Raw genomic sequence first — 23,029 nt, 5'->3', positions numbered from 1 at the left:
GGCGGCAGGGGTGGGGCGACGAGGTGGAGGTGGGTCGTGGTCGAGCGGGTCGGGGTGACCGAGGGGGCGGCGCAGGTGCTGCGGCGCCTGCACGCGCAGCACGGGGAGCTGATGTTCCACCAGTCGGGCGGGTGCTGCGACGGCTCGTCGCCGATGTGCTACCCGGCGGGCGACCTGATCACGGGTGACGCGGACGTGCACCTGGGCGACCTGGAGGTGGGCGACGACGCCGGGCCGGTGACGGTGCCGGTGTGGATGACGCGCGCGCAGTACGCCTACTGGAAGCACACGCACCTGACGATCGACGTGGTGCCGGGCCGCGGGGCGGGGTTCAGCCTCGAGGCGCCCGAGGGGGTGCGGTTCCTCATCCGGTCGCGCGTGCTGAGCGACGAGGAGTACGCCGCGCTGGTCGACGCCGGCGTCCTCTGACGGGCCCGGGCGGCCGCCGCGGCAGGTGCCGGGTTTGTGCCCCGCAGCGCCGGCACCCCGGTCGTCGCACGGGGCTTTCGTCCTGAGATCGCGTCTCGTGATGCGAGACGCGTGCCGACGGGGTGCGACCGCCGTGCTTGCATCGACGGCATGGCACTCCCCGACACGCACGCACCGCGACCGGCGCACGCCGTCGCCGCGTGCTCGTGTCGTGCCCGAATGTGTCGCTGACGGCGACCACGCGCGCACCTCGCGCTGCCCCGACCCGCTCGGCCCCCGTGCCCGGGTCACCCCCTCGCCGCTGACGGACGCCCCGGGACGCCCGGCGGTCCGCGGCCCGGCACCGCCCCCGAAGGACCCCCGTTGATCGAGCTGTCCGCCCTCCGCAAGGTCTACCCGTCCCCCGACGGCGACGTCGTCGCGCTCGACGGCATCGACCTGACCGTCGAGCGCGGCACCGTGCACGGCGTCGTCGGGCGCTCCGGCGCCGGCAAGTCCACGCTGATCCGCTGCCTCACCGGCCTCGAGCGCCCGACGTCCGGCACCGTGACCGTCGACGGGGTGACGATCTCCGCGCTGCCCGAGGCCCGCCTGCGGGCGGCCCGCCGCCGCACGGGCATGGTGTTCCAGCACGTCAACCTGCTCGACTCCCGCACGATCGCCGCGAACGTCGCCTACCCGCTGGAGGTCGCCGGGGTCCCGCGCCGGCAGCGGGCGGCGCGCGTGGCGGAGCTGCTCGACGTCGTGGGGCTGGGCGACCGGGCCGGCGCCCACCCGGCCCAGCTGTCCGGCGGGCAGAAGCAGCGCGTCGGCATCGCCCGCGCGCTGGCCACGGAGCCGTCGGTGCTGCTCTGCGACGAGCCCACGTCCGCGCTCGACGGCGAGACCACCCGGGAGGTCCTCGGGCTGGTGCGCGACCTGCGCGACCGGCTCGGGATCACGGTCGTCATCATCACGCACGAGCCCGCGGTCGTCCGTGAGGTGTGCGACGCCGTGACGCTGCTGCAGCACGGGCGGGTCGTGCAGTCCGGTGCGCTGGCCGACGTCGTCACGCAGGTCGGGTCGCCGCTGTCGCGGGCGCTCGTGCCGGTGCCGGACCTGCCGCCCGGTGCGCGCCGGGCCCTCGTCGAGGCCGTGTACTCGACGAGGGCCGTGGCGACCAGCGCCGCGTTCGCGGCCGTCGCGAGCCTCGGCGACGACGTCGAGGTCACGTCGGCGACGGTCGAGCCGCTGGCCGGCGAGCGGGTGGGCCGGCTGATCGTCGACGCCCCGCGGGACCGCGTCGAGGAGGTCGTCGCCCGGCTGCGGGCCGCGGGTCTCGAGCCGCTCGCCGCACCGTCGTCCGAGGAGGAGGTGGCCTGATGGGCGACCTGTGGACCGAGCTGACGACGAACCGCGTCATCCTCGAGAAGCTGCCGGAGGCGACGCTCGAGACCCTGCAGATGGTCGGGCTGTCGGCGCTGATCACCGTCCTGCTCGGCCTGCCCCTGGGCCTGCTGCTGCGCTCGCTCGCCGCCGACGGGCTGACGCCGAGCCGCCCGGTCGCGGCGGTGCTCGGCGCGGTCGTCAACGTGCTGCGCTCGCTGCCGTTCATCATCCTCGCGCTGGCGCTGATCCCCCTGACGCGGGCGCTGGTGGGCACGTCGCTCGGGTGGGAGGCCGCCGTCGTGCCGCTGAGCGTCGGCACGATCCCGTTCTTCGCACGGCTGGTCGAGACCGCCGTGCGTGACGTGGCCCCGGGCAAGGTCGAGGCCGCGCGGGTCATGGGGTCGACGCGGTTCACGATCCAGGTCCAGGTGCTGGTGCGCGAGGCGCTGCCGGCCCTGGTGTCGGCGACCACCGTCACCGTGATCACCCTGATCGGCTTCTCCGCGATGGTCGGGGCCATCGGCGCCGGGGGGCTCGGCTTCCTGGCGATCACCTACGGGTACCAGCGGTTCGACCCCGTGGTGCTCTACACGTCCATCGTCGTCATCGTCGTCCTGGTCACCGTGGTCCAGGTCGTCGGGGACGCCGTCGCGCGCCGCCTGGACCACCGGTGAGCGCGCCCGGCCGCGACCGCGGCCTGCCAGTCCCCGCCCCCGCACGGGGGGCGTGCACCGAGAGGAACACCCGATGAACCGCACCGTCCGCACCGCAGCCGTCCTGTCCGCAGCGGCCCTGGTGATGACGGGCTGCGCGGGCGGCTCCGGCGGCACCGCAGGCCCCACGGCGGACGCCGACGGCGTCACCACGCTCGTCGTGGGCGCCAGCCCCGTGCCGCACGCCGAGATCCTGCAGTTCGTGCAGGACGAGCTGGCCGCGGACGCCGGCCTGGAGCTCGAGATCCGCGAGTTCACCGACTACGTGCTGCCGAACACGGCCCTGGCCGAGGGCGAGCTCGACGCGAACTACTTCCAGCACCTGCCGTACTTCGAGGCGCAGGTGGCGGAGAACGGCTTCGAGTTCGACCACTACGCGGGCGTGCACATCGAGCCGTACGGGGTGTACTCCGACTCCGTCGACGCGATCGAGGACATCCCCGACGGCGGCACGATCGGGATCACCAACGACCCCGGCAACCAGGCGCGGGCGCTGGACCTGCTGGTCGAGGCCGGGCTGATCACGCTCGCGGAGACCGAGGGCGACCCGACACTGCTCGACGTCGAGGACAACCCGAAGGACCTCGAGCTCGTCGAGACCGCGCCCGAGCAGCTCGTGGTGTCGCTGCCGGACGTGGACGCGGCGATCATCAACGGCAACTACGCGCTGGAGGCCGGGCTCAACCCCGCGACGGACTCGATCCTGCTGGAGTCCGGCGAGGACAACCCGTACGCGAACTTCCTCGCGGTCCGCGCCGAGGACGTCGACGAGCCGGCGCTCGTGGCGCTCGACGAGCTGCTGCGCTCGGACGAGGTGCGGTCCTTCATCGAGGAGCGCTGGCCCGACGGCGAGGTGCTGCCCGCCTTCTGACCGGTCCGCCGGCCCTCCGACGCCCGTCCCGCGACCTCGCGGGGCGGGCGTCGCCGTCCGTGCCGGGAGTCGCTAAATGAGAACGGCTCTCGTCATCTGTTAGCGTGCGGGTGCGGCACCCGCCGCGCACGACCGACCGGAGAGGAGCCGGCACCGCACCCGCGGCGCCCGACACCCCGATGACCCAGCACCGCACCGCCCGACCCCGCCGCACTGCCGCCCGCCTGGGCGCACTGGCCCTGCCGCTCGCGCTGCTCACCGCCTGCGCCGGCACCGCCGAGCCCGCCGCCACCGCGGCAGCCACCGACGAGGCCACCGCCGGCGCCCGCACCGAGGCCGCGACGTACACCCCGCGCCTCGTGCTCACCTACGACGGCGGCCTCGTCGTCCTCGACGCCACCACCCTCGAGACCGTCTCCACGATCGAGGAGCCCGGGTTCCTGCGCGTCAACCCCGCCGGCGACGGCCGGCACGTCATGGTCTCCGCCGAGGGCGGCTTCCACCTGCTCGACGCCGGCACCTGGGCCGAGGAGCACGGCGACCACGACCACTACTGGACCGCCGACCCCACGCCGACCAACGTGACGTTCCCGGCCGAGACGCCGGGGCACGTCGTCGTCCACGGCGACCGCACCGTCCTCTTCGACGACGGCACGGGCGAGGTCACCGTCCTCGACCCGCACCAGCTCGCCGACGGCCCCGACGCGGCCGTGCGCACCTACACGACCCCCGCCGCGCACCACGGCGTCGCGGTGCTGCGCGAGGACGACCACCTCGTCGTCACCGACGGCACCGAGGAGGAGCGCACCGGCGTGCGCCTGCTCGACGCCGACGACACCGAGGTCGCCGCGACCGACCAGTGCCCCGGCGTGCACGGCGAGACCGTCGCCGCCGACGAGGTCGTCACCGTCGGCTGCCAGGACGGCATCGTCGTCATCGACGGCGACACCGTCACCAAGGTCGACGCCCCCACCGACTACGGCCGCATCGGCAACCAGTCGGGCTCCGAGGAGTCCACGGTCGTGCTCGGCGACTACAAGTCCGACCCGGACGCCGACCTCGAGCGCCCCACCCGGGTGTCCCTGACCGACACCGCGACCGGTGAGCTGACGCTCGTCGACCTGCCGGCGTCCTACACGTTCCGCTCCCTCGCGCGCGGCGCCGACGGCGAGGCCCTCGTGCTCGGCACCGACGGGCAGATCCACGTGATCGACCCCGACACCGCCGAGCTCGTCCGCTCCATCCCCGTGATCGACGAGTGGACCGAGCCCGACGAGTGGCAGCAGCCGCGCCCGGCGATCCACGTGCTCGACGGCACCGCCTACGTCACCGACCCGGCCACCGACCGCGTCCTGGCCGTCGATGTCGAGAGCGGCGAGGTCTGGAAGGAGACCACCCTCGACGTCACGCCCAACGAGATCACCTCGGCAGCGGGCCGCCACACCCACTGACCCCGACACCGACGGCCCGCCCTCGCCCGGGGCGGGCTGTCGGTGCGCCCACCGCAGGTCCGTGCCCGGAACCTCCGTGGCACGGAGGCAGAAGTCGTTCGGACGACGCGCTCACGTGGACCACGGGTCCACCTCGCGGAGTCCGGGCCCGAGGAGATCGCGCACCTCCGCACCCGGCTGACCGGGTGCAGGGATCATGACGACACCGCTGACCGTGATGAGCCCCCGCACGACCTTCGAGCCGTCGCAGAGCGCCGACTCCAACCACGAGAAGACGGACCGGCACAGGTCCTCGTGCGACGCGCGGTGCGCCACCAGCCAGCGGACGATGTCGTCGAGCAGGATGGTCGGCAAGACCTCCCCCTCGTAGTCGACCAGGTGCTCGTCGAGGATGGGCAGCAGCTCGCGGTTCGCGTAGACCAGAGCACCGACCGCGGTCACGGTCTCGGCACTCATCCGGCCTCCAGAGCAGTCGATCGCCAGCAACGAGTGGTTCCCGCGGCGCGCGTCGTCATTCCCACGTCGGTGAGGACACGCTCAGAGGTCATGCCACTCTCCGAGAGACCACAGATCTGCACCGTCCACGAACTTCACGACCACGTCCCGTGCCCGCGCGGAACCTCGGACGTACTCTCCCGTGAAGGTCGCGAGCTCGTCCATGATCAGCACATCGACCACCTCCGAAGCGGCCGACGAACCATCCCCCGCAAGAAGGGCCATCGAATCCGGTCCCGACATGCACTGCACGACGGCGATCCCCCTCCGGAAGCCGACCAGCAGGGCCGGGAACTCGTCGTTGGCCAGTCGAACCTCGACGTACGCCTGCTCGATCATGGAGAGTCGATCGATCAGGGCGACCAGGTCGTCTCGGTCGACCGACAGCTCGGCAGAGATGAACCGACCGGTCTCGAGCGAGGTAGCAGCGACGAGCGCTCGTTCATCGGGCACAGGGAGAAGCGGCCCGCGAACGATGCGGTCGTCGGGTCCGACCACTCTCAAGAATGAGTTCGTGGCCACCAGCCGGCGCGGGAGAACCAGAGGCTGGTGAAGAAGCACTACAGATGGCTCTCCGCATAGCTCACCGCCCATGCGACGACCGGCAGCGGGATGGGCCCTGATTGAGGGTCCACCTCCAGACACGCCTCACTCGTGGACGCCCCCTCGGTCTTGAATATCGCGAACCATAGCGACGGACCCGCACCACCGACGACCTTGAACTCCAGCGAGACCTCGTCCACACCGTCGACACCCACACCTTCGACAGCCTGAACCGTCACCTCGAACGGGGGCAAAGAAACTGCTTTCACCGCACCTCCTGATCGCAGAGCACCTGGATACGCCCGCGAGCGAGAGTCTTGCACCGCGACCGCTGGGAAGACGGACGCCCCGTACGCCGGAGTGCGGAGCCAGGACTCGACCCCACCCACGCCCCGCGGGTCGTCGACGGATCAGTCAGCGTGTCCACCAGCAAGGCCCCTCCTCACCTCGTCGATCTCCCTCTCCGCGCTCGCCTTGATCTGCCCGTCAGCGGTTGCCGCGATGCGCGAGAGGTAGAAGACAGCCCGCTCTGCGGCTGGCCGGCTCAGCGTCGAAGCCATCGATATCAGATCGACGCCCTGGGCGATCTCGGCCTCCGTGCCGGTCTCGATCAGGGCGCCGATCATCGGAAGCGCCCCTTCGACCAGGCGCCCGGCCTCAGCGGCAGGCTGGCTGCCGCTCGCCTCGATCGATCCGACGATCTGAGAGAGAAGGAGCAACGCCTCCGGCCTGCTCGCGGCGCCCGTACGAGGCAACCCCGCCACGACAGCCGCCACGACCGCGGGGGTGTCGTCCGCCAGCCCGCCGCTCACCGGCACGACAGCAGCCTCGATCAACCCCATCAGGCACGCCGCCCGGTCAGGATCGTCCGTCGAGAGCAACTCCCCGACCATGGCGGCCACGTCCTCCCGCAGCGCGCCGACCCCAGTGAGGTAGTCCAACTCCCACATCATGGTCCTCCGATCAGATCGGACTCGACGAGCGTTGCTGCATCAGCGAGGCACAGGCCCGTCGTGAGTCCTCACCCGTCAGGGCGGGGTCGACCCAGCCGACTGCTCGCCATAGAACGCCTCAAGCAGGCCGAACAGGGCCTCCATCGCCTCGGCATCCTGCTCCGCACTGAAGGCCGACTCGTCGTGCGCGCATACCCGGGACGTGTGCCGGCGCACTGCGTCTGATCGCCACCGTCCACCTGACCGTGGGGTCGCTGTCACCGGCGAGCCTCTCCAGCACCACGGCCGGGACCGTCTTGTTGTGAGCCACCCACTGCCTCATCTCGGGGTGGTCCTCGATGACCGCAAGCCACAACTCCAGCGGCGCCTCCTCGCGAGCCGCCCGCTGGTAGTTCACGGGGTCCTCGCTCGTGCGGAGGCGGACGAACTCAGCTGCCGACTCGATCAACGGAACTCACCCCGGGAGGCCCCGTGGTTCCTCGGCGCGGGTAGGTCGGTCACGGACGCAGCCAACTCCTTCACGGCCTCTCGACCCCGACGGCCCGCCCCTCCTGGGACGGGCCATCGGCGCGCTCGGCAGGCGCCGGGTCAGCTGATGATGCCGGAGCAGGCCCGGGTCATGTCGCCGCTCGTCGGGCGACCCGGTGCGAACGTCACGTCCGCGACGTCACCGTGCCAGCGGCCCGCGACGCCGGAGCCGACCAGTGCGGTCGCGCCCTCGACGGAGACCGTGCCGACGGCCGCCTGCGCGCCCGGGCGAGGCGTCACGTCGTCGACGGTGCACGACAGCACCTCGGCCACGCCGTCGTCGGCGTCGTAGAGCCCGAACACGTGGATCCACCTGCCCGTGACGACCTTGCGCGCCGTCAGCACGAGGGTCGCGTCGGGGCCGGTCGTCTCGAAGGACCAGCACGATCCGACACCGTCGGCGCAGGCCCGGTAGCCGAGCGACGCGCCGCCCGTCGCACCGTCGAGGGTGACCGCCGACGCCTCCACGGGAGCATCGGCCGCCGCGCGCAGGGTCGCGGTGACGGCGAACGAGTCGACGTCCGTCAACGGGGCCTCGGAGGTCTGCGCACGGTCGTCGGGCTCGTCGAACCGCAGCGCGCGGTCCTCCTCGTACGCGCCGATCTCCGCGAGAGGGCCGGGCACCCACGTGACCGTCGGGGAGACCGTCATGCCCGGCCCGCCACCGGTCGGCAGGGTGGGGCTCACGAGGTCGTCGAAGACGTAGCGCGTACGCCCGTTGCCCACGGAGAACGAGTGCGTGGTCGTCGTGCTGGTGGCGCCGTCCGCCGCGACGGCACGCACCATCAGCGTGTGCGGGCCCGAGGTCTGCGGCGTGTAGAAGGCCACCGGGTCCGACGCGGGCACGCTCTGCCCGAACGTGTCGTCACCCCACGAGTACTGGTACTCGACGGCGTCGGCGCCGCCGTCGCTGAGACGGAAGGCGCCGGGCAGGCCCGGGGTGGAGACGTACCCACCGTCCGGGTACAGGCCGGGGTACCCCGCCACTGGCGTGATGGTGGGCGCCGCCAGACGGGCCTCGATCACCGAGAAGTCGCACGTCACGGACGGGCCGACGTGGCCCGCCCTGTCACGCCCCGCGATACGCAGCCGGTACGAGCCCACCGGCAGGCCGTCCACCGTCACGGACTGGCTCCGCCCGCTGGCCTGCGGGACGGTCCCGCCCTGCCAGACCAGCGTGTTCGGCCGGTAGAGCCGGCGCACCTCGACGACCGCGGCGACGTTGCCACCCTCCGGGTCAGACAGCACGGCGGAAAGCCCGACGTCCGGCCTGCGCATGAGCGGTCGGTCCGCGCCGGTCACGCACACCGCCTCGCTGGGCGTCGTGAAGCGCACCTCCGTCGGGCGACTCGGTGGCCGGTTCGGTGTCGCGGTGACCGCGACACCGGACACCGGCCTCTCGGTCGCGACGGCCGCCGGCGCCGTCACCCCCGCCGTCAGCAGTGACACCAGGGCGGCGACGACCACGCCGCGCCCCCACCAGGACCGTCGCACGGTCTCCCCCTCGCTTCGACAGCCCGCAGGCCGCGCACGGCCCCGCCGCGCCGGACGGACGCCGTCACCCGAGCAGGTGGCGGCAGGAGGACCCTAGGGAAGCACCCCTCCCCTGTGCGTGCCCTTTGACCCCGTTCACACGAACGGGTGAACGCCGCAGGTCAGAGCCACGAGGCTAGTCGCCAGCAGCCTGCTCCTTCGCGCTGCTCGACGGAGCGAGTCCGCGATCGCGCTACTCAACCGTTCCCCACCGCGCCTCGAGATCAGCAGCACGGATCACCACGGTCCCGCGTCGCAGCCCGTACTCGTGTCGAACACCGCCCTCCGTCGGCAGGATCTCGTCGAGGAGCACATGGAAGCGCATCGGGTCGAACCCCGACGGTGGCTCCATCTGCACCTCGATCGACCTGACGTCGACGTAGGTCACGGTGAGCCCCTCGTCGTGCTTGTGCAGGTTGGGCGTGAACACGAGCACGCACGTCTCCGAGTCCACGTCGAAGACCTGCCGGTCCAGCACGAGGTCCTTGACGCACCTCGTGCTGTAGAAGTCGTAGCGGTCCGGATCGGTGGCGAACCGACGCGCTCCTTCGGGCAACCGGTCCACCATCTCCGGCAGAACCTCCAGGTACCGGCGGGCATCGAGCATCACGCCCCCGTCGTCGCCCTTCAGCTGCACGTACTTCACTTGCGCACCGTAGTCCGCGGCCGCATCCCGCTGACCACGAGAGCCGCCAACGCGCCTGCGATGGCTAGTAGCCGCTTGCCAGGAGTGCGGCACCGGCCGGAGTGAGTGCCAGACGGTCGTACATCGGACCTGGCCCCGGGAGCCGGAACGAGCGGAGCGGGGCCTCGGGAAAGAGACGGGGATTCCCGGCTGGCTGGACGATGTCAGCGAACAACCAGCGCCCGTCGTCCTGTGGCGGGGCGTAGCAGTAGATGATGCCGTCCACGACCAGGGACGCGGTCGGCAGCTCGGACTGGACCCGCTCTCGGGTCCACGTGCCGTCCGTCGGTTGAAGGGCTGCCGCGGTGGCGACCAGCCGCTCCCAGTCGGGCGGTGAGAGACGGGGAGCGTCGACCCATCCGAACCGTGCTCCCAGCTCGGCGTGCCAGGCGAACACCTCGGCTGCGCCTCTCGCCACGTTGTTCGGGGCAGCGTCGAACCACGCGCCCATGCGCGGAGGCCCGAACTCACGGAAGTCCTCGGTCCGGCACCGCGTGTGCTCGGCGTCGTAGGCGTCCTCGCGCTCGTCGATGTACGCGAGGGTCTGCTGCAGCTGCACCGAGGCGCGGTAGGCACCCTCTGCAGTCCTGGCGAACATGCCCGTGCGAGCGCACATCTGGCTGAACTGCGTCATCAAGCGACTTCGAAGGTCCTCGAGGCTGACCACGCTTCAATCGTCCCGCACCTCGCGAGCCGTTGGGAGACACGCCCTAGCGGGCTCCCCGCCCGCGTGCCAGTCGGCCGCTGACCCATCACGCCCCCTGAGTGTCGTCAAGACGTTCGGCCCCATCGACGGTCGCGAGTCGTGGCCCCGGCGGAGCGCCGACGGCTGTCTGCGGTTCTAGGTTCAGGACTCTGAGAGCTCGACTGGAGCCAGCAAGATCCGTCGCGTCGTGTCCAGGAGGGCCTCGACCCGAAAGGTGCCGGTGGTGCCCAGCGTCGGACGTTCATATGACCACTCGAGGACGGCATGGTCGTCGCCGAACGCCACCATGTACTCCCGGTTGCCGGTGACGACGTGTGTGACGCGAGCAGTCACCAGTTGGCCTTCGCGGTAGCGCGACTTCGTCCGCGCCCAGGTGATGCTCTCCTGGTCGTCACGAGCATCCGCGTGTCGCCAGCGAGGATCGACCGGCCATAGGCGCACCTGGCCAGGACGGTGTTGAAGCACCTCGAAACCCATCGTCGTGCCTGGAGGCGGCCACAGGTGCGGGTCTCTTGGGAGGGCCAGAACGTCGACGAAGCCTTCGGGCGTCTCGCCGAGGCTGACGAACAGACCTATTGCGCCGGGCTGCGGCATCCGAGTGACGGTGCCGGGGACCTGGCGGCCCACCGGGAAACGGCGCCGAGCGACGTCGAGCTGTTCCCAGTCCACCACCACGGTCGACAGCCTAGGCCGGACAATGCCCCAGGCGGGGCCAGATCAGGTGACCACACTCACGCCCCCTGATCCCTGACTCGATGCCTAGCCCGAGCGACGCGCTCGGCGTAGCCCTCCTGGAGCGTCTCGGGGAGTATCGACTCGAGGGCCGACTCGAGGTCCCAGAGCGCGCGCTGCTCGGCCTGGTCGGCGACCTCCACAGGCCGGCCCGCGGCCGAGGTGCGCGCGAGCCAGTCGTACAGCACGAGCGCAAGATCGCGTTTCAGGCTGACTGACACGTCGTCATCCACAACCGAGACTCCCGTCCCTGGGGACATTGGCGAGCGGATTCGATGTGAGTCTTCGTCCACTGACGAAGATCCCGCCGGGCAAGATGACGTTCAAGCCCGTCGTCGGGTTGAGGAAGTGCGCAACCAGGAGACGTGCATGCAGTCTCGGACGGGCGCCGCTGCGGCCGCGCGACGCGCTACCACCGCGGCTTCACCGCGGGCGACTCGCGTCTCCCTCGTTGCGCAGGGTGATCACGTGGCCCTCGCCGTACTCCTCGACCACCAGAGCTCGCGCTTCGAGTGCCGACGGCGCGAAGACTCGCAATCGAATACCGGGGCCGTCGCCGATCCAGATGATCCCGACGTACTCCTTGTTCCGCCTCTCTCCTTCATCGCTCATCTCACCCTCGCTCACCATCGTGACCTGCTCTGCCGCGGCCCCGGACGTTAGCGCGGCGCCCTGACGACCCGGCCCAGAAAAGCCAAGACGAGGCCGAGACCGGGCTCGTCGACCCGCGGCTCGGCCCAAGGGCGCCACGCTCGAAAGAGCGTGCCCTCTCGTGACCGGGTCACAGCACCGGGGCGCAAGGACGACAACAGATCTTCCTCCGCGGACTCCGCGCGCGAGCCAAGCTCCGAGGACCAGAACCACGTTGAGGGCCACAGCACCGACCGCTGGGCCCTCGCCAGCGACACCGGGGTCGGGAACACGGCCTCGATCCCGATCGCACCGTACTGCGCCTGGACCGGTTCGGTCAGAGCGAGCAGCAGTCTCTCCATCCAGCCCATGACCCGCTTCGCCGCTCGCCGGTCAGACGGGGACCACATCTCGTCCGGCAAGGAGAACGGGCCGGCGTGGATCGCCACTTCCAGAGGATGAGGCTCCCCATGTTCGACTGCGGAGGACAGCCCCAGCACAACGATGCCCATGCTCCGATGACGGAACTCGATTCGGAGAACCTGACGGCTCGCCAACAAGTCACGAGGCGAGCCGTCATGTCGGATCACCTCGCGATCGACATCGCTGACGTACTGGAACCACTCCTGACCGCGAGCCACTAAGAATTTACCTGTGAAGACGCAACCAGCCGCCGTCAGCACGTCCCATGCGGCCACAAGGGCCTCGGAACGATCCAACCCGGGCGCGATAAAAGCCGACAGATGAGGCGGCTCGGGATAGAGGTCAGTCATCAACGCGCCGGAATAGGCGACTCGGCGCCGAGTTGATCATCACCAGGCAGGACGTGCTGCACCGATAGGTGACACCTCTTGCCACTTGCCCTTCAGATTTGCCCGCAACGCCCGCCGAATCCATTTTGCACAGCGGAATTAAATCTCCCAAAACATGCCACCCGGACGCGCAAGAATTCCCGCCGCCGCCGCGGCCGCACCGCCCACGGCGGACAGGCGCGTCCACGGCATCGAGCAGGATGCGGAGCTGCAACCACAATTCGACCTGACTGCGGAGGGCGACGTCCGCATCACGCAAGGCGCCGAACACGTAGACAAGCAGTCGGCCGAGAACTCTGGTGACTGACCTCGGGAGCCGTCACGAGTAGTCCTCGAACTCCCAGTATGCGAATCGGCTCAACTGCTGGGCAAGCTCTTCCCAATCCTTGCCCACGCACCGAGACACCCGCCCCTCGATGTAGCGTCGTATCACAGCCCAGTGAAAATCGCGAACGACAAGATGATGGCGCGCATCGAAAACCGGCATCTGCTCGACCTGCTTGTTGAGCCAGGCCGCCGAGCAGACAGTGAAGTCAAAAGACTCCTCACCATCCTGCCCCGCGGGTCCGATTTGGAGTCGGATGGGGATGGCGAAGGCGTCTTCTGGCGGTCGAAAATCTTCCAGGCTCTGCACATCACTGGAGAAGATCGATCTGATCTCAGCTCTCATGGCATGTCCGAAATATTGAGGTGACCGTTGGTCTGCCACTGTCCACGTGGAACCCATCGAGACTCGAAGTTGGACTGCCAAGACCCCCCTTGCCACTTGGGCTTGAAACTCGGCGGGCGCCACTGACGCAAGCCATCCTGACTCAACAGAGTCTTCCCATCGCTCGCAAGGCGCGCGCCTTCGCCGACCCAGGCACGCCCCGCCGTCTGAGCTTCGGCGGCGGTGCCCCAGCCCAGGCCAAAGTTGCCCTTCCCGCGGACCGCGTCACGCAGGATCCCGCTGACGTTGACCCAATCGTCCGCGGCATTTGCGGCACCGCTTGATCGGGACGGTAGCAGGCGGGAGGCGTTCTGAACCACCGATCGCACCTGCTGGACGACCTGGGTGCGGATGTTCTGGGCCGTCTGGGCCAGGGCCTGGGAGGCCTTCGAGGCTGCTTGTCGTGCTGCTGAGAGCGCGCCGGCACCGAAGCGCTGGGCCGCGGGCCCGACCACCCGGCCCGCCCAGGACGCGGCCGCGGAGGCCAGCGGCTTGGCCGCAGCCGCAGCCCCACCGATCGCGCCCATCGCGGCACCGAAGACCGTCTCGCGCACGAACCCACCGACAGTGAACCGCGAGGTCTTCTGCACCTGGGTCCGCCACAGGTTCGACGCCGCCCCGGCCGCAGCACCACCGAGCGCCGCACACCCGACCGACCCCACACCACCGGTCGCGACCAAGCACCCACCGGTCACGATCGCACCAGCCGCGAAGCCCACGATCGACGCCTGGTGCTTCTTGACGAAGCTGCCGGTCGACTTCCACGCCGAGGAGACGCCGTTCTTGACCGCCGACCCGATCTTCGACAGGCCGCTCTTGAACGACGATGCCCACGACAGCATGCCGGTGGGGTCGGAGTACGTGACCGGGTTGTGCTCGCCGTAGGAGTACGCCGACCACTGCGCCGGGTCCTTCAGGTCCAGCACCGGGTCCACCGACACGAACCGGCCGATCGACGCGTCGTAGTACCGGGCACCGACCTGCGTCAGACCCGTCGAGTCGCGCACCTTGTCCAAGAACAGGTGGTCACCCGGCCACGACGGGTTCGTCCCCCGCACGTTCCCGTACGGATCCGTCCGACGCACCGTCACCGTGTCGGTGATGTTCTGCACCGACACCAACGCCGTGCCCTGCGTGTCGGCGAACAACGACGACACCGTCGAGGCCGCCGTGCCCGTACGCGTCGCCACCGTCTGACCCGCGAACGCGTAGTACCGCTGCGCGGCGAGCGCACCGGACGACGTGGTCAACGTCAGCTCCTGCCCACCGGGCAGGTACACCGTCGTCTTGCCACCCTGCTTGCGGATCAACCGCTCACCATCAGCGGTGTACACGTACGAGCCGACCGTCGAGGTGCCCTGCTTGACGGTGGTCAGCCGCTGCTCGGCGTCCCACGTCAACGTCTGCGCCGTCCCACCCGCAGGCGTGCGCGTGGCCGTCGCACCGTTCGCGTCGTACGTGTACGACCCGGTCTTGGTCGTCGATCCAGTCACCGACGTGATCGACGTGACCGCGTGCGGCTGCACCGCCGTCGCACCCGACGCCGCGTACGTGTACGTGTTCGTCGTCGTGCTCGACGCCGACCGGATGACCTCCTTCGTGCGGTTGCCCGCGACGTCGAACGCGTACGCCTTCCAGTACGGCGCCGGGCCGCCCAGGCCGGCGGCCGACGCCGCGACCGAGCAGTCCGCGTTCGCCGGCGTCCACACCTCCTTCAGGCGCCGCAGACCGTCGTAGGCGAAGCACTGCGCGTCCACGGCCTGACCCGTGGGGCTGTCGACGATCTTCGTCGGGTTGCCCGCGTCGTCGTAGGTGTAGGTCTTGTCGAAGTCACGACCCGACGCGCCCTGCCGCACCAACCAGGTGCGGGCGAGCTGGCGGGTGCCCTTCTCGTACGCGAAGTTCTGCGAGTACGACTTGAAGTTGCCCAGGTCCTGCTGGAGCAGCTCACCGGTCGTGTCGTACACCGCCTTGGCGACGTACGTGCCCCACCCGTCACCGCCGCTCAGCGAGATCGCCTGCGACAGCGCGTTGTACTCGGTCGTCACCGTCTCAGCGGGCAGCGACCCGACGGCAGGCAGCTTCATCGTCGCCAGCTGACCGTCCGCGGTGTACGTGTACCCCGTGGTGTACGTGCCGGCCAGTGCACCCTCCGACGCGGGCAGCGTGACCGACTGGCCCAGCGGCTGGTACGCGTCGTCGTAGGCCGTGACGGCCGTGGTGTAGGCGTTGGTCCCCACGTGGCGGGTGCTGGACGTCAGCTGCCCCTTGGCCAGGGTGTCGTACGTCCACGAGGAGCGCAGCGTCCCGGTGGCCGAGCCCTCCCGCAGCTCCGTGACTCGCCCGAGCGTGTCACGCACGTACGCGAGCGTGACCCCGCGGGCGTCCTTGGTGGACACCAGCTGCCCGGCGTCGTCGTACGTCGAGGTGGTCGTGCCCTTGTCCGGGTCCTTGGCCGTGACCTGCCGGCCCCGCAGGTCGTACGTGTACGACCACACGTTGCCCGCCGGGTCGGTGTGCGAGGTCAGGTTCCCCGACCGGTCGTAGGCGTACTTCGTGGACCGGAACGTGCCGGTGGGCGCCAGACCGGTGAACTGCCGCAGCTCGACCACCTGGCCGGCGGCGTCGGTGATCGACATCGACGGCACACCACCGGTCGGCGGGTCCACGCTCACCCGGTCGCCGTCGTAGGACGTCGTGGTGCGCACGTCCTCCTTCTCGTCGACGTCGCTGATCTGGGCGGTGACCCGCCCGGCGCCGTCGTAGGCGTACCGGGTGCGGGTGGGCACCGCCACCGACGGGAACACGACCGTGCCGGCCGGGTCACCCGTGGTGAACCAGGCACCGTTCTCCCACTCCACCAGGCCGCGCGAGTCGTAGATCGTGTCGGTGATCAGCCGGCCCGGGTTCTCCGTCGACGCCGACGGCGACTGCGTCTGACGCGGGCGCAGCAGGCCGTCGTAGATCGCCACCGACGTCAGGTATGCCCCGGACGCCGTCAGCGTCTTGGTGGTGACCGAGTTGGCCCCGTTCCGCGCGAGCTTGTACGCGAAGGTCTGGTCCGCGGTGTCCTTGCCCTGGGTACGGCCCGGCATCCACACCGCGGTGGTGCGGCCCAGCGCGTCGTACGTCGCCGAGGCGACCTTGCCGTTGGGGTCGGTCACCTTGGTGGGTGCACCCCACGCGGCGTTGACCTCGGTGGTCGACGACGCCGCCGTCAGCGGTCCCGACCCGTCGGGGTCGGGCGCCGTGGTCGTCACCGACCGCAGCGGCCCGCCCGTCGCCGGGGTGTACGCCGTGGTGCCCTTGCGGCCCAGCGCGTCCGTGCTGGACGTCGGGCGCCCGTAGGCGTCGTACGTCGACGTCGACTCCGTGACGTACACCGGGGTGGTACCCGAGTACGACTTCAGCGTCTCGCTGCGCGTGACCTGCCCGCGCGTCGGCACCTCGCCGTAGGCCTGCCCGTCGTAGGACACCCGCATGTCGGCCAGCACGTCACCCGGGCGGGCGGGCGTGGCCGAGCAGGAGACCCCGACGGTCTCGGTCCGACGCATCGCCCCGACGATGTGCGCGGCGGTGTTGCGGGCGTACTCGGTGCGCGTGCACCGGTCGTCCGCGGCCGTGGCGACGTCACCCTGGTCGTCCACCGAGACCGGCAGCCCGTAGGTGTCGTCGTAGGTGGTGACGGTGCGCGTGACGCGCTTGCCACCGGGCAGCTGGCTGCCGATGGTGCGGGACTCGACCGTCCGGGTCGACATGAAGGTGGCCTTCACGCCGTCGCTGCTCGTGGCCGTCGGCGGCGACACCCACGGGGTGTTGACCACGCCCTCGACCTCGGCGCCGCCGACGCCGTTGTACGTGATCTCCTCACGCACGAACCCGTTGAGGCGCGCGTCGTCGGCGATCCCGTCGACGCTGACCGACCGCTTGGACCCGTCGGCCAGGTGGTCGCCGTTCATGCCGCGGAAGAACCGCTTGCGGTCCCACGACCTGCTCGCGAGGGTCTTGGCGCCGGTGTAGATGTCGACCGTCGCGTACCCGCGCCACTGGCCCCACGTGCGCTGCTTCTCCGGCACGAGCGGGTTGTCGTCGTACGCCCACGCGGGCGTGCCCTGGTACGCGTACGCGGTCTCGATGGCCGGGCTGATCAGGTCGTTCGGGTTCTCGGCGATCGTGTCGACGAGGTACTTGTGGAAGTACTCCACGACCTCCTTGCCCGAGCCCTCCGGCTGCCACCGGACAGGGAAGCAGCGACGGGTGTTGGAGTCCGCCGAGGCCGGCAGGCTGCCGGTCGTGCAGTCCTGCGGGGTGTAGCTGATCGAGGTCGTCGAGCCGGACTCCGCCGTGATCGAGGAGATCCGGTAGCGGTTCATCGCCGGGCCGGCGTCACCGGTCGTGTCGACCCGGTTAGCCATCTGCACACCCTCGAACGTGACGTCCGGCAGCGTGATCGCGTCACCGACGCGTCCCTCGTGCCCGATCTTCGAGAGCCACAGCGCCGGGCTCGTCGAGTCGCCCGGGTCCGGGTACGTGTGCGTCAGGGACCACCGGTCCACGTCCTGCCACGCGCTGCCCGACCGGACCTGGGTGGTCACCGTGGTCAGCCGCTTGCGCGTGAAGAAGGACGGCGAGATCTGCGACGCGCACGTGGTGCCCGAGGTGCAGATCTGGTCGAACGGGACGTCCGGCCACGACTTGGCCGTGTCCTTGGTCAGCGTGTCCGGCTCGCAGCTGACCCCGTCCTTGGGCAGGCACCGCTCGGCGACACCGAACACCACCCGCGCCGGGGCCACGGAGTCGGCCTCCGACCCCGCCCGCTGGCCGTACTCGATACGTGCGAGGTACCCGCCGCGGTCGTACGTCGAGACGGCGTCGTCGAGGTTGCGGCCGTACTTGTTGGTCTCCTTGGCGTACACGTACGTCATGGAGTTGCCCGAGGGGTCCACGACGTACTCGAGGTTCCAGCGCCACGCCTGCTGGCACCAGGCCGAGTCGTAGTCGGCCTTGTAGCAGGGCTCGCCGGCCTGGTTGCCGTACACCGGCACGGTCCACGCCGAGTTCAGCTCCAGCGTGTCGTCGGCCGACCGCTTGCCGCGGCCGAAGTAGTACTTGATGCCGTCGGTGGTGGTGACGACCCAGTACTCACCGTCGTCGTCACCGTTCCACCCGCCGGTCTTGCGCTCGATGCGCGTGCCGTCGTCGTTCTTCAGGCGCCACTGCCCCGACGACGCGTCCTTGACCAACTCTCCGGAGTGCCCGGCGAACGCCATCGTGGCGTTGTCGGACTTCCAGCACTGGTCACCGGTGGGCTTGTCGACGTTGTTGCCGTTCTTCTCGTCGTCGACGCACGCCACGTACCGCCGCTCGATGAACCCGGTCGACAGGTCCCACCCGTCGCCGACCCACGACGTCTGGTTGTTCGTCGAGGCCACGCGCCCGTCGAGCGACCCCGAGGAGTAGCTCAGCGACAGCTCCGGCGAAGGGCCGCCCAGCGACGGCGGCACCCGCATCGGGTACGACCACGAGAAGTCACCGGTCTGCTCCGACACGTCCCACGACGACGACGGCGACAGGGACGTCGCACCCCACGAGCCGGACGACCCGCCCGGCGCCGCGGCCAGCGCGACCACGCCGGTCGACGACGCGGCGAGCGACGCCGTCACGGTCCGCGCGACCGGGTCGTTGACCGAGTCCACGGGCGTCTGCACGCGGCAGCGGGCCAGCACCCCGTGCGTCAGGGCGCACGCCGGAAGCTCGACGACGCGCAGCCGCGACGCCCAGTCGCCGCCGTACGCCTGCGCGAACGACGAGTAGTCCAGCGTGAGGTCCACGGCCGGGACCGCGACGTCCTCGTCGGCAGGCACGACGTCCGGCGCCGGCTCGTCCACAGCAGTGACGAACGCGGCCTGCTCGACCACGAGCTCCTGCGTCTCACCCGTCGGCGACGGCACCGGTGCGGTCGCCGCCTCCGGGGCGACCGTCGCGGTCGGCTCCTCGGTCGGCTCCTCGGTCGGCACCGCGGGCGACGGAGCCTCGTCCGACGGCGTCGGCTCCGGCGCCGTGGCGTCGGCCGACGGCGCTGCCTCGGGGCTCTCCGCCACGGCGCCCTCGGCCGGAACCTCCTGCACGGGCGAGAGCTCGAACACGACGCCCTCGACACCCAGGTCCTCGGAGTCGTCCTGCGCGAGCGTGCGCACCGCGACCCCGTCGGCGTCGCCCTCCTCCACCACGTCCACGGTCACGACGCCCAGGTCCGCGGCCGCGTCGGGCATCGCCACGGCCTCGTCGGCCTCCGGCCAGTCGGGCGCCACGACCTCAGCCGTGCCCAGCTCCTCACCCGGGACGTCAGCGGGGTCCGTCGCGCCCTTGCGCGGGGTGGTGCGCACCGCGATCGGGTCGCTGAAGTCGACGTCGGGCGCGACCTCCTCGCCCGCCGCACGCCGCTCCTCCAGCGAGGGCAGCGCATTCTCGTCGGCCGCCACAGCCTCGGCAGCGGTCGGCGACAGACCGAGCGTCACCAAGAGGGCGGATGCCACCGCCATGCCGACGGCGGAGCGCCGGACCCGCGCCGGGACGATCCCGGCCAGTCGCGCGCTCACTCGGGCACCACGCCGTGGCACGCACGAAGCAGGTCATCAGCCATCGGAAGCCCCCTGAACACCCGTAGATCCGCCACGGCACCCCGCCATGGACTCGACGTGCCACCCTGCGCCCGGCCGATCACGGTCGATCCGGTCGCTGACCACGGCGTCGTGAACGACGTTGCGACGCCTTCGTCGGGGTACTGGCCGCGCGGACAGACTCGCACCGTGATCTGGTCCGCCGCCGCATCGTGCGTCCCCGTGACGCTGACCCACCGGCCCGGCGTCACCTTGATCGTCGACACGGCGCTGACCGCGGAGGCCGTCGTGGCGGACGAGTTGGCCGTGAACGCCCAGCAGCGTCCGTCGCCGTCAGCGCACGGCGCGAAGCCCAGCTCGAACGCGCTGACCGCGGTCCCGTCCTGACTGACGGCCGTCGCGCGGCTCGCCGCCAGGTCGTCGGCCCGCAGCGTCGCGATCACCCCGTAGCCCGTCGACGTGTCCGCCCACACCGGACCCGTGACAGCGTCGCTGTCCTCGTCGAAGAGCAGGGCCTTGTCGTTCGGGCTGAAGCCCGACTCAGCCAGCGGCCCCGGGGCCCACGCCGTCGAGGCGCTCACGTCGAGGACCGGCTGCTCCTCCCACGGGGCGGCGGTGCTGCCCCCGTCGTCCAGCAGCCAGGTGCGCTGGGCCTCGTTCACGTCGAACGTGTACAGCCGTACCGGGCTGGTGTTGCCCGCACGGTCGACCGACCGCACGTACAGGGTCTTCGCGCCGCGCGAGGTCGGCGTGAAGTCGAACGCGGCCGCCGCCGCCGTGACGCTGTTGTCGAAGGCCGTCCTGCTGGTGAACGAGTACTGGTACGTCACGATGTCGCTGGACCCACCGTTGCCGAGCGCGAACCGGCCCTTGAGGTTGGGCCCGCCGGAGGAGACGTCCTCCAGGTACACCGCCGGCTGCCCCGCGACGGGCGTCACCGTGGGCGTCTTCGGCGGGACGGTGTCGATCTCGACCTCGCAGGAGACGGCGGCTCCGCCTCGGCCGGTGCCATCGACACCGTTGACCTGGACCCGGTAGATCTGCCCGTGCACCATCCCACCCAGCACGATCGACTGCCCCTTGCCCGAGGCCTGCGCCGCCGGACGGGCGTGCCAGAGGATGTTCGCCGAGCCGGACGCGGCGCTGGCCTTGTACACGTCGACGTTGGCGTGCACGTTGCCACCGTCGGGGTCGGAGAACACGGCGTAGAAGTGGGGGTTCAGCGAGCGCAGGACCGGCCGACCGCTACCCGTGGTGCACGCCGATGTCCCCGGGTGGGAGAACTTCGCGCCCGTGGGCTTGTTCGGCGCCCGCTCGTAGGTGATGGAGAGCTGGGCGTCGTTGCGGTACCTCTTCCACGACGCCATCGACGACTCGTCGGTGCGCAGGCCCAGCGTGAGCTGACCGCTGCTGGAGTTCGCGACCGCGCGTGCGGCCTCCATCGCGCTGAACTCGATCCAGCGCGTCGGGGAACCGGCGCACGAGTCCTTGTGCGCCACGCTCGCCGAGCTCTGCGAGATCCACGTGGGACCGCCGGGCCAGCCCGTGCCCGAGGTGAAGTTGTCGACCCGGTAGAGCGTCACCGGGCGCGCCGTGCAGTCGTACGAGTGGGACCCGAAGACGCGGAACGTGGCCCCGGTGACGTTCTCCGGTGCGAGGTTGTTCACGGTCGCCAGGCCCGTGAACTTCCACAGGATGCGGCTCGTGAACGTCTTCGAGCACGTCGAGGACGTCGCCGTGGAGCACAGGCCGATGCCCTGGTCGGGGGCGAACCGGTAGTCCGCACCGTAGGTGTCGCGCACCGCGGTCCAGTCGTTCAGCGACGCGCTCACGCCCGGGTCGATGTACACCGGGAACTCGGTGCCCGGGTCGGTCAGCATCTGCGCGTCGGGCTCGACCACGACCGCGTCCGCCTCGACGGTCAGGTCCATGGTCTCCAGCGCGTCGGTGCCCAACGGCGCCGACGTCGTCACGTGCTCGGACTCCACGCCCGAGGAGTCCCACATCAGCGGCGCCGGAGCGGTGAACACCTCCTCCTCGCCGGCCGTCGCGACGAACCCGCCGGCGGACTCCGCGGTCGTCAGCCCCTCGGACGTCTGCAGCGCGAACCGCAGCTCGTCCAGCTCGGGGTGCTCCGCAGCCTGCGGGGTGTGCACCACCAGCACCTCGGAGAAGCCCGTCGCGTCCTGGTTGACCGTCACCACCAGGTCCACGTCCGGCAGCACGTCCGCGTACGTGATCTGCGGACCGTCCACCGTCGGGGCGGGCAGGTCCAGGTCCACGTCCAGGGCCAGCTCGTGCCCGTCGCGGGCGATCGTGGCCAACGGCTCGTCACCACCACCGCTGAACACCATGGCAGCGACACCCGCACCAGGCGTCAGCACACCGTCCTGCTCGACCAGGTCAGGGTCCGGCTCGACCCACCGCCCGTCAGCGAGCGTGCGCACCGCCAGCGCCGACACGTCCAGACGCATCTGCCCGTCCGGCTGGGCGAACACCGTGTTCCACTCGGTCCGCTCGTCCACGACCTCGACATCGGCGTCGCACGCCACCGCCGTCGCCATCGCGACATCGTCCGCGGCCTCCTCGACGCACGGCACCTCCGCCGCACCCGCCACCGGCTCCTGGGCCGCGCGCGCGGACGCGACCGGCGCACCCGCCACCCCGGCCACCAGCGCCGCCACCAGCACGACCGCCACCCGGTTCCGGGCAGCACGAACACACCCGGTCACGGGCACTCCTGTCGACCTCCAGCACCGCACCAGCGGTGCCGCTCCCCCATGACCGGACCACCCGAGTCATGCCCAAGGCCACACGAGTGATCCCGGTGTCACGGACCTTAGGGCACCCTGTGCATCGCCTGAGGCAACTTGATCGAGTATCACCCGATCGGAGGACACGCAGTGCCGTGAACTGCAACGACGCCCCGATCGAAGCGCTGACTCTGGCGTGACGCGCCGCGGTTGCGCGCAGAAGCAGCTCGATGACTCGCACCCGCGATGACTGCCGGTCACGACATCTGCACGAGCGCCCACAGCCCTGCCGCGCTGCTGAGCACGCCGACGACGATCGCGAACACCGCACGACCACGGCCGTGCCCGCCCGTCCGCGCCCTGACCATCGCCCAGACGCCCAGCCCCAGGCTCAGCGGGCCGAGCGCCCACACGACCACCGAGAAGAGGGCGACGTAGCCCGCGACGACCGACTGCCAGGACCGGCCGACGGGCTTGAGCCCGTCCGCGCTCACGCGT

General features: G+C 70.7%; 20 protein-coding genes. 5 read left to right on the top strand and 15 right to left on the bottom strand.

Annotated features, from left to right (window positions below):
* The first annotated feature begins 36 nt into the window (after positions 1-36).
* The 5 genes from FBY24_RS09060 to aztD all read left to right on the top strand — a co-directional run bounded on the left by FBY24_RS09060 (position 37) and on the right by aztD (position 4,832).
* Positions 37-429, top strand: a complete 393-nt coding sequence (locus FBY24_RS09060; protein WP_140457810.1) for a DUF779 domain-containing protein — start codon at positions 37-39, stop codon at positions 427-429.
* 363 nt (positions 430-792) lie between these two features.
* The gene (locus FBY24_RS09055) at positions 793-1,791 is read left to right on the top strand and encodes a methionine ABC transporter ATP-binding protein (RefSeq protein WP_142159940.1); all 999 of its coding nucleotides are present in this window, start codon (positions 793-795) and stop codon (positions 1,789-1,791) included.
* Positions 1,791-2,471: a methionine ABC transporter permease gene (locus FBY24_RS09050; RefSeq protein ID WP_142159938.1), complete on the top strand. Its 681-nt coding sequence runs from the start codon at positions 1,791-1,793 to the stop codon at positions 2,469-2,471. Before FBY24_RS09055 ends, FBY24_RS09050 begins: the two co-directional genes overlap by 1 nt.
* 73 nt (positions 2,472-2,544) lie before the next feature.
* Positions 2,545-3,381 carry a MetQ/NlpA family ABC transporter substrate-binding protein gene (locus tag FBY24_RS09045; protein WP_142159936.1) on the top strand — a complete coding sequence of 279 codons (837 nt, stop codon included), beginning with the start codon at positions 2,545-2,547 and terminating at the stop codon, positions 3,379-3,381.
* Positions 3,382-3,560: 179 nt separating this feature from the next.
* Entirely contained in the window at positions 3,561-4,832 is a 1,272-nt protein-coding gene (aztD, locus tag FBY24_RS09040) for a zinc metallochaperone AztD (protein WP_142159934.1), read from the top strand.
* A 111-nt stretch (positions 4,833-4,943) separates the two neighbouring features.
* Here aztD and FBY24_RS09035 read toward each other — a convergent pair whose 3' ends face one another.
* The 15 genes from FBY24_RS09035 to FBY24_RS08965 form a co-directional block, all read right to left on the bottom strand.
* Positions 4,944-5,288 (bottom strand): hypothetical protein, encoded by a 345-nt coding sequence (locus FBY24_RS09035; RefSeq protein WP_142159932.1) that lies wholly within the window; start codon positions 5,286-5,288, stop codon positions 4,944-4,946.
* Positions 5,289-5,369: 81 nt separating this feature from the next.
* Positions 5,370-5,849 carry a hypothetical protein gene (locus FBY24_RS09030; protein WP_142159930.1) on the bottom strand — a complete coding sequence of 160 codons (480 nt, stop codon included), beginning with the start codon at positions 5,847-5,849 and terminating at the stop codon, positions 5,370-5,372.
* Positions 5,850-5,887: 38 nt separating this feature from the next.
* Complete coding sequence (locus tag FBY24_RS09025; RefSeq protein ID WP_142159928.1) at positions 5,888-6,124, bottom strand: hypothetical protein; 237 nt, start codon at positions 6,122-6,124, stop codon at positions 5,888-5,890.
* A gap of 156 nt (positions 6,125-6,280) precedes the next feature.
* Positions 6,281-6,811 (bottom strand): hypothetical protein, encoded by a 531-nt coding sequence (locus FBY24_RS09020; RefSeq protein ID WP_142159927.1) that lies wholly within the window; start codon positions 6,809-6,811, stop codon positions 6,281-6,283.
* A 600-nt stretch (positions 6,812-7,411) separates the two neighbouring features.
* Entirely contained in the window at positions 7,412-8,599 is a 1,188-nt protein-coding gene (locus FBY24_RS09015) for a hypothetical protein (protein ID WP_142159926.1), read from the bottom strand.
* Between the two features lie 478 nt (positions 8,600-9,077).
* The gene (locus FBY24_RS09010) at positions 9,078-9,530 is read right to left on the bottom strand and encodes a hypothetical protein (RefSeq protein ID WP_142159925.1); all 453 of its coding nucleotides are present in this window, start codon (positions 9,528-9,530) and stop codon (positions 9,078-9,080) included.
* Between the two features lie 64 nt (positions 9,531-9,594).
* Entirely contained in the window at positions 9,595-10,236 is a 642-nt protein-coding gene (locus FBY24_RS09005) for a hypothetical protein (protein WP_160158473.1), read from the bottom strand.
* Between the two features lie 180 nt (positions 10,237-10,416).
* On the bottom strand, positions 10,417-10,950 hold the full coding sequence (locus tag FBY24_RS09000) for a hypothetical protein (RefSeq protein ID WP_142159921.1): 534 nt from the start codon (positions 10,948-10,950) through the stop codon (positions 10,417-10,419).
* Between the two features lie 56 nt (positions 10,951-11,006).
* Complete coding sequence (locus FBY24_RS08995) at positions 11,007-11,240, bottom strand: hypothetical protein (RefSeq protein ID WP_255432308.1); 234 nt, start codon at positions 11,238-11,240, stop codon at positions 11,007-11,009.
* 190 nt (positions 11,241-11,430) lie between these two features.
* Positions 11,431-11,634 (bottom strand): hypothetical protein, encoded by a 204-nt coding sequence (locus FBY24_RS08990; protein ID WP_142159919.1) that lies wholly within the window; start codon positions 11,632-11,634, stop codon positions 11,431-11,433.
* Between the two features lie 32 nt (positions 11,635-11,666).
* Complete coding sequence (locus tag FBY24_RS08985) at positions 11,667-12,410, bottom strand: hypothetical protein (RefSeq protein WP_142159917.1); 744 nt, start codon at positions 12,408-12,410, stop codon at positions 11,667-11,669.
* Between the two features lie 358 nt (positions 12,411-12,768).
* Entirely contained in the window at positions 12,769-13,119 is a 351-nt protein-coding gene (locus FBY24_RS08980) for an immunity 8 family protein (RefSeq protein ID WP_160158472.1), read from the bottom strand.
* The gene (locus tag FBY24_RS08975; RefSeq protein WP_142159913.1) at positions 13,116-19,757 is read right to left on the bottom strand and encodes an RHS repeat-associated core domain-containing protein; all 6,642 of its coding nucleotides are present in this window, start codon (positions 19,755-19,757) and stop codon (positions 13,116-13,118) included. The genes FBY24_RS08980 and FBY24_RS08975 overlap by 4 nt, the downstream gene beginning before the upstream one ends.
* Positions 19,754-22,468, bottom strand: a complete 2,715-nt coding sequence (locus FBY24_RS19660) for a LamG-like jellyroll fold domain-containing protein (protein ID WP_160158471.1) — start codon at positions 22,466-22,468, stop codon at positions 19,754-19,756. The genes FBY24_RS08975 and FBY24_RS19660 overlap by 4 nt, the downstream gene beginning before the upstream one ends.
* 320 nt (positions 22,469-22,788) lie before the next feature.
* Positions 22,789-23,025 carry a hypothetical protein gene (locus FBY24_RS08965; RefSeq protein ID WP_142159909.1) on the bottom strand — a complete coding sequence of 79 codons (237 nt, stop codon included), beginning with the start codon at positions 23,023-23,025 and terminating at the stop codon, positions 22,789-22,791.
* Positions 23,026-23,029: the final 4 nt, after the last annotated feature.

The organism is Cellulomonas sp. SLBN-39, from assembly GCF_006715865.1.
Classification (GTDB): domain Bacteria; phylum Actinomycetota; class Actinomycetes; order Actinomycetales; family Cellulomonadaceae; genus Cellulomonas.
This window is presented reverse-complemented; position numbering and strand designations above follow the sequence as displayed.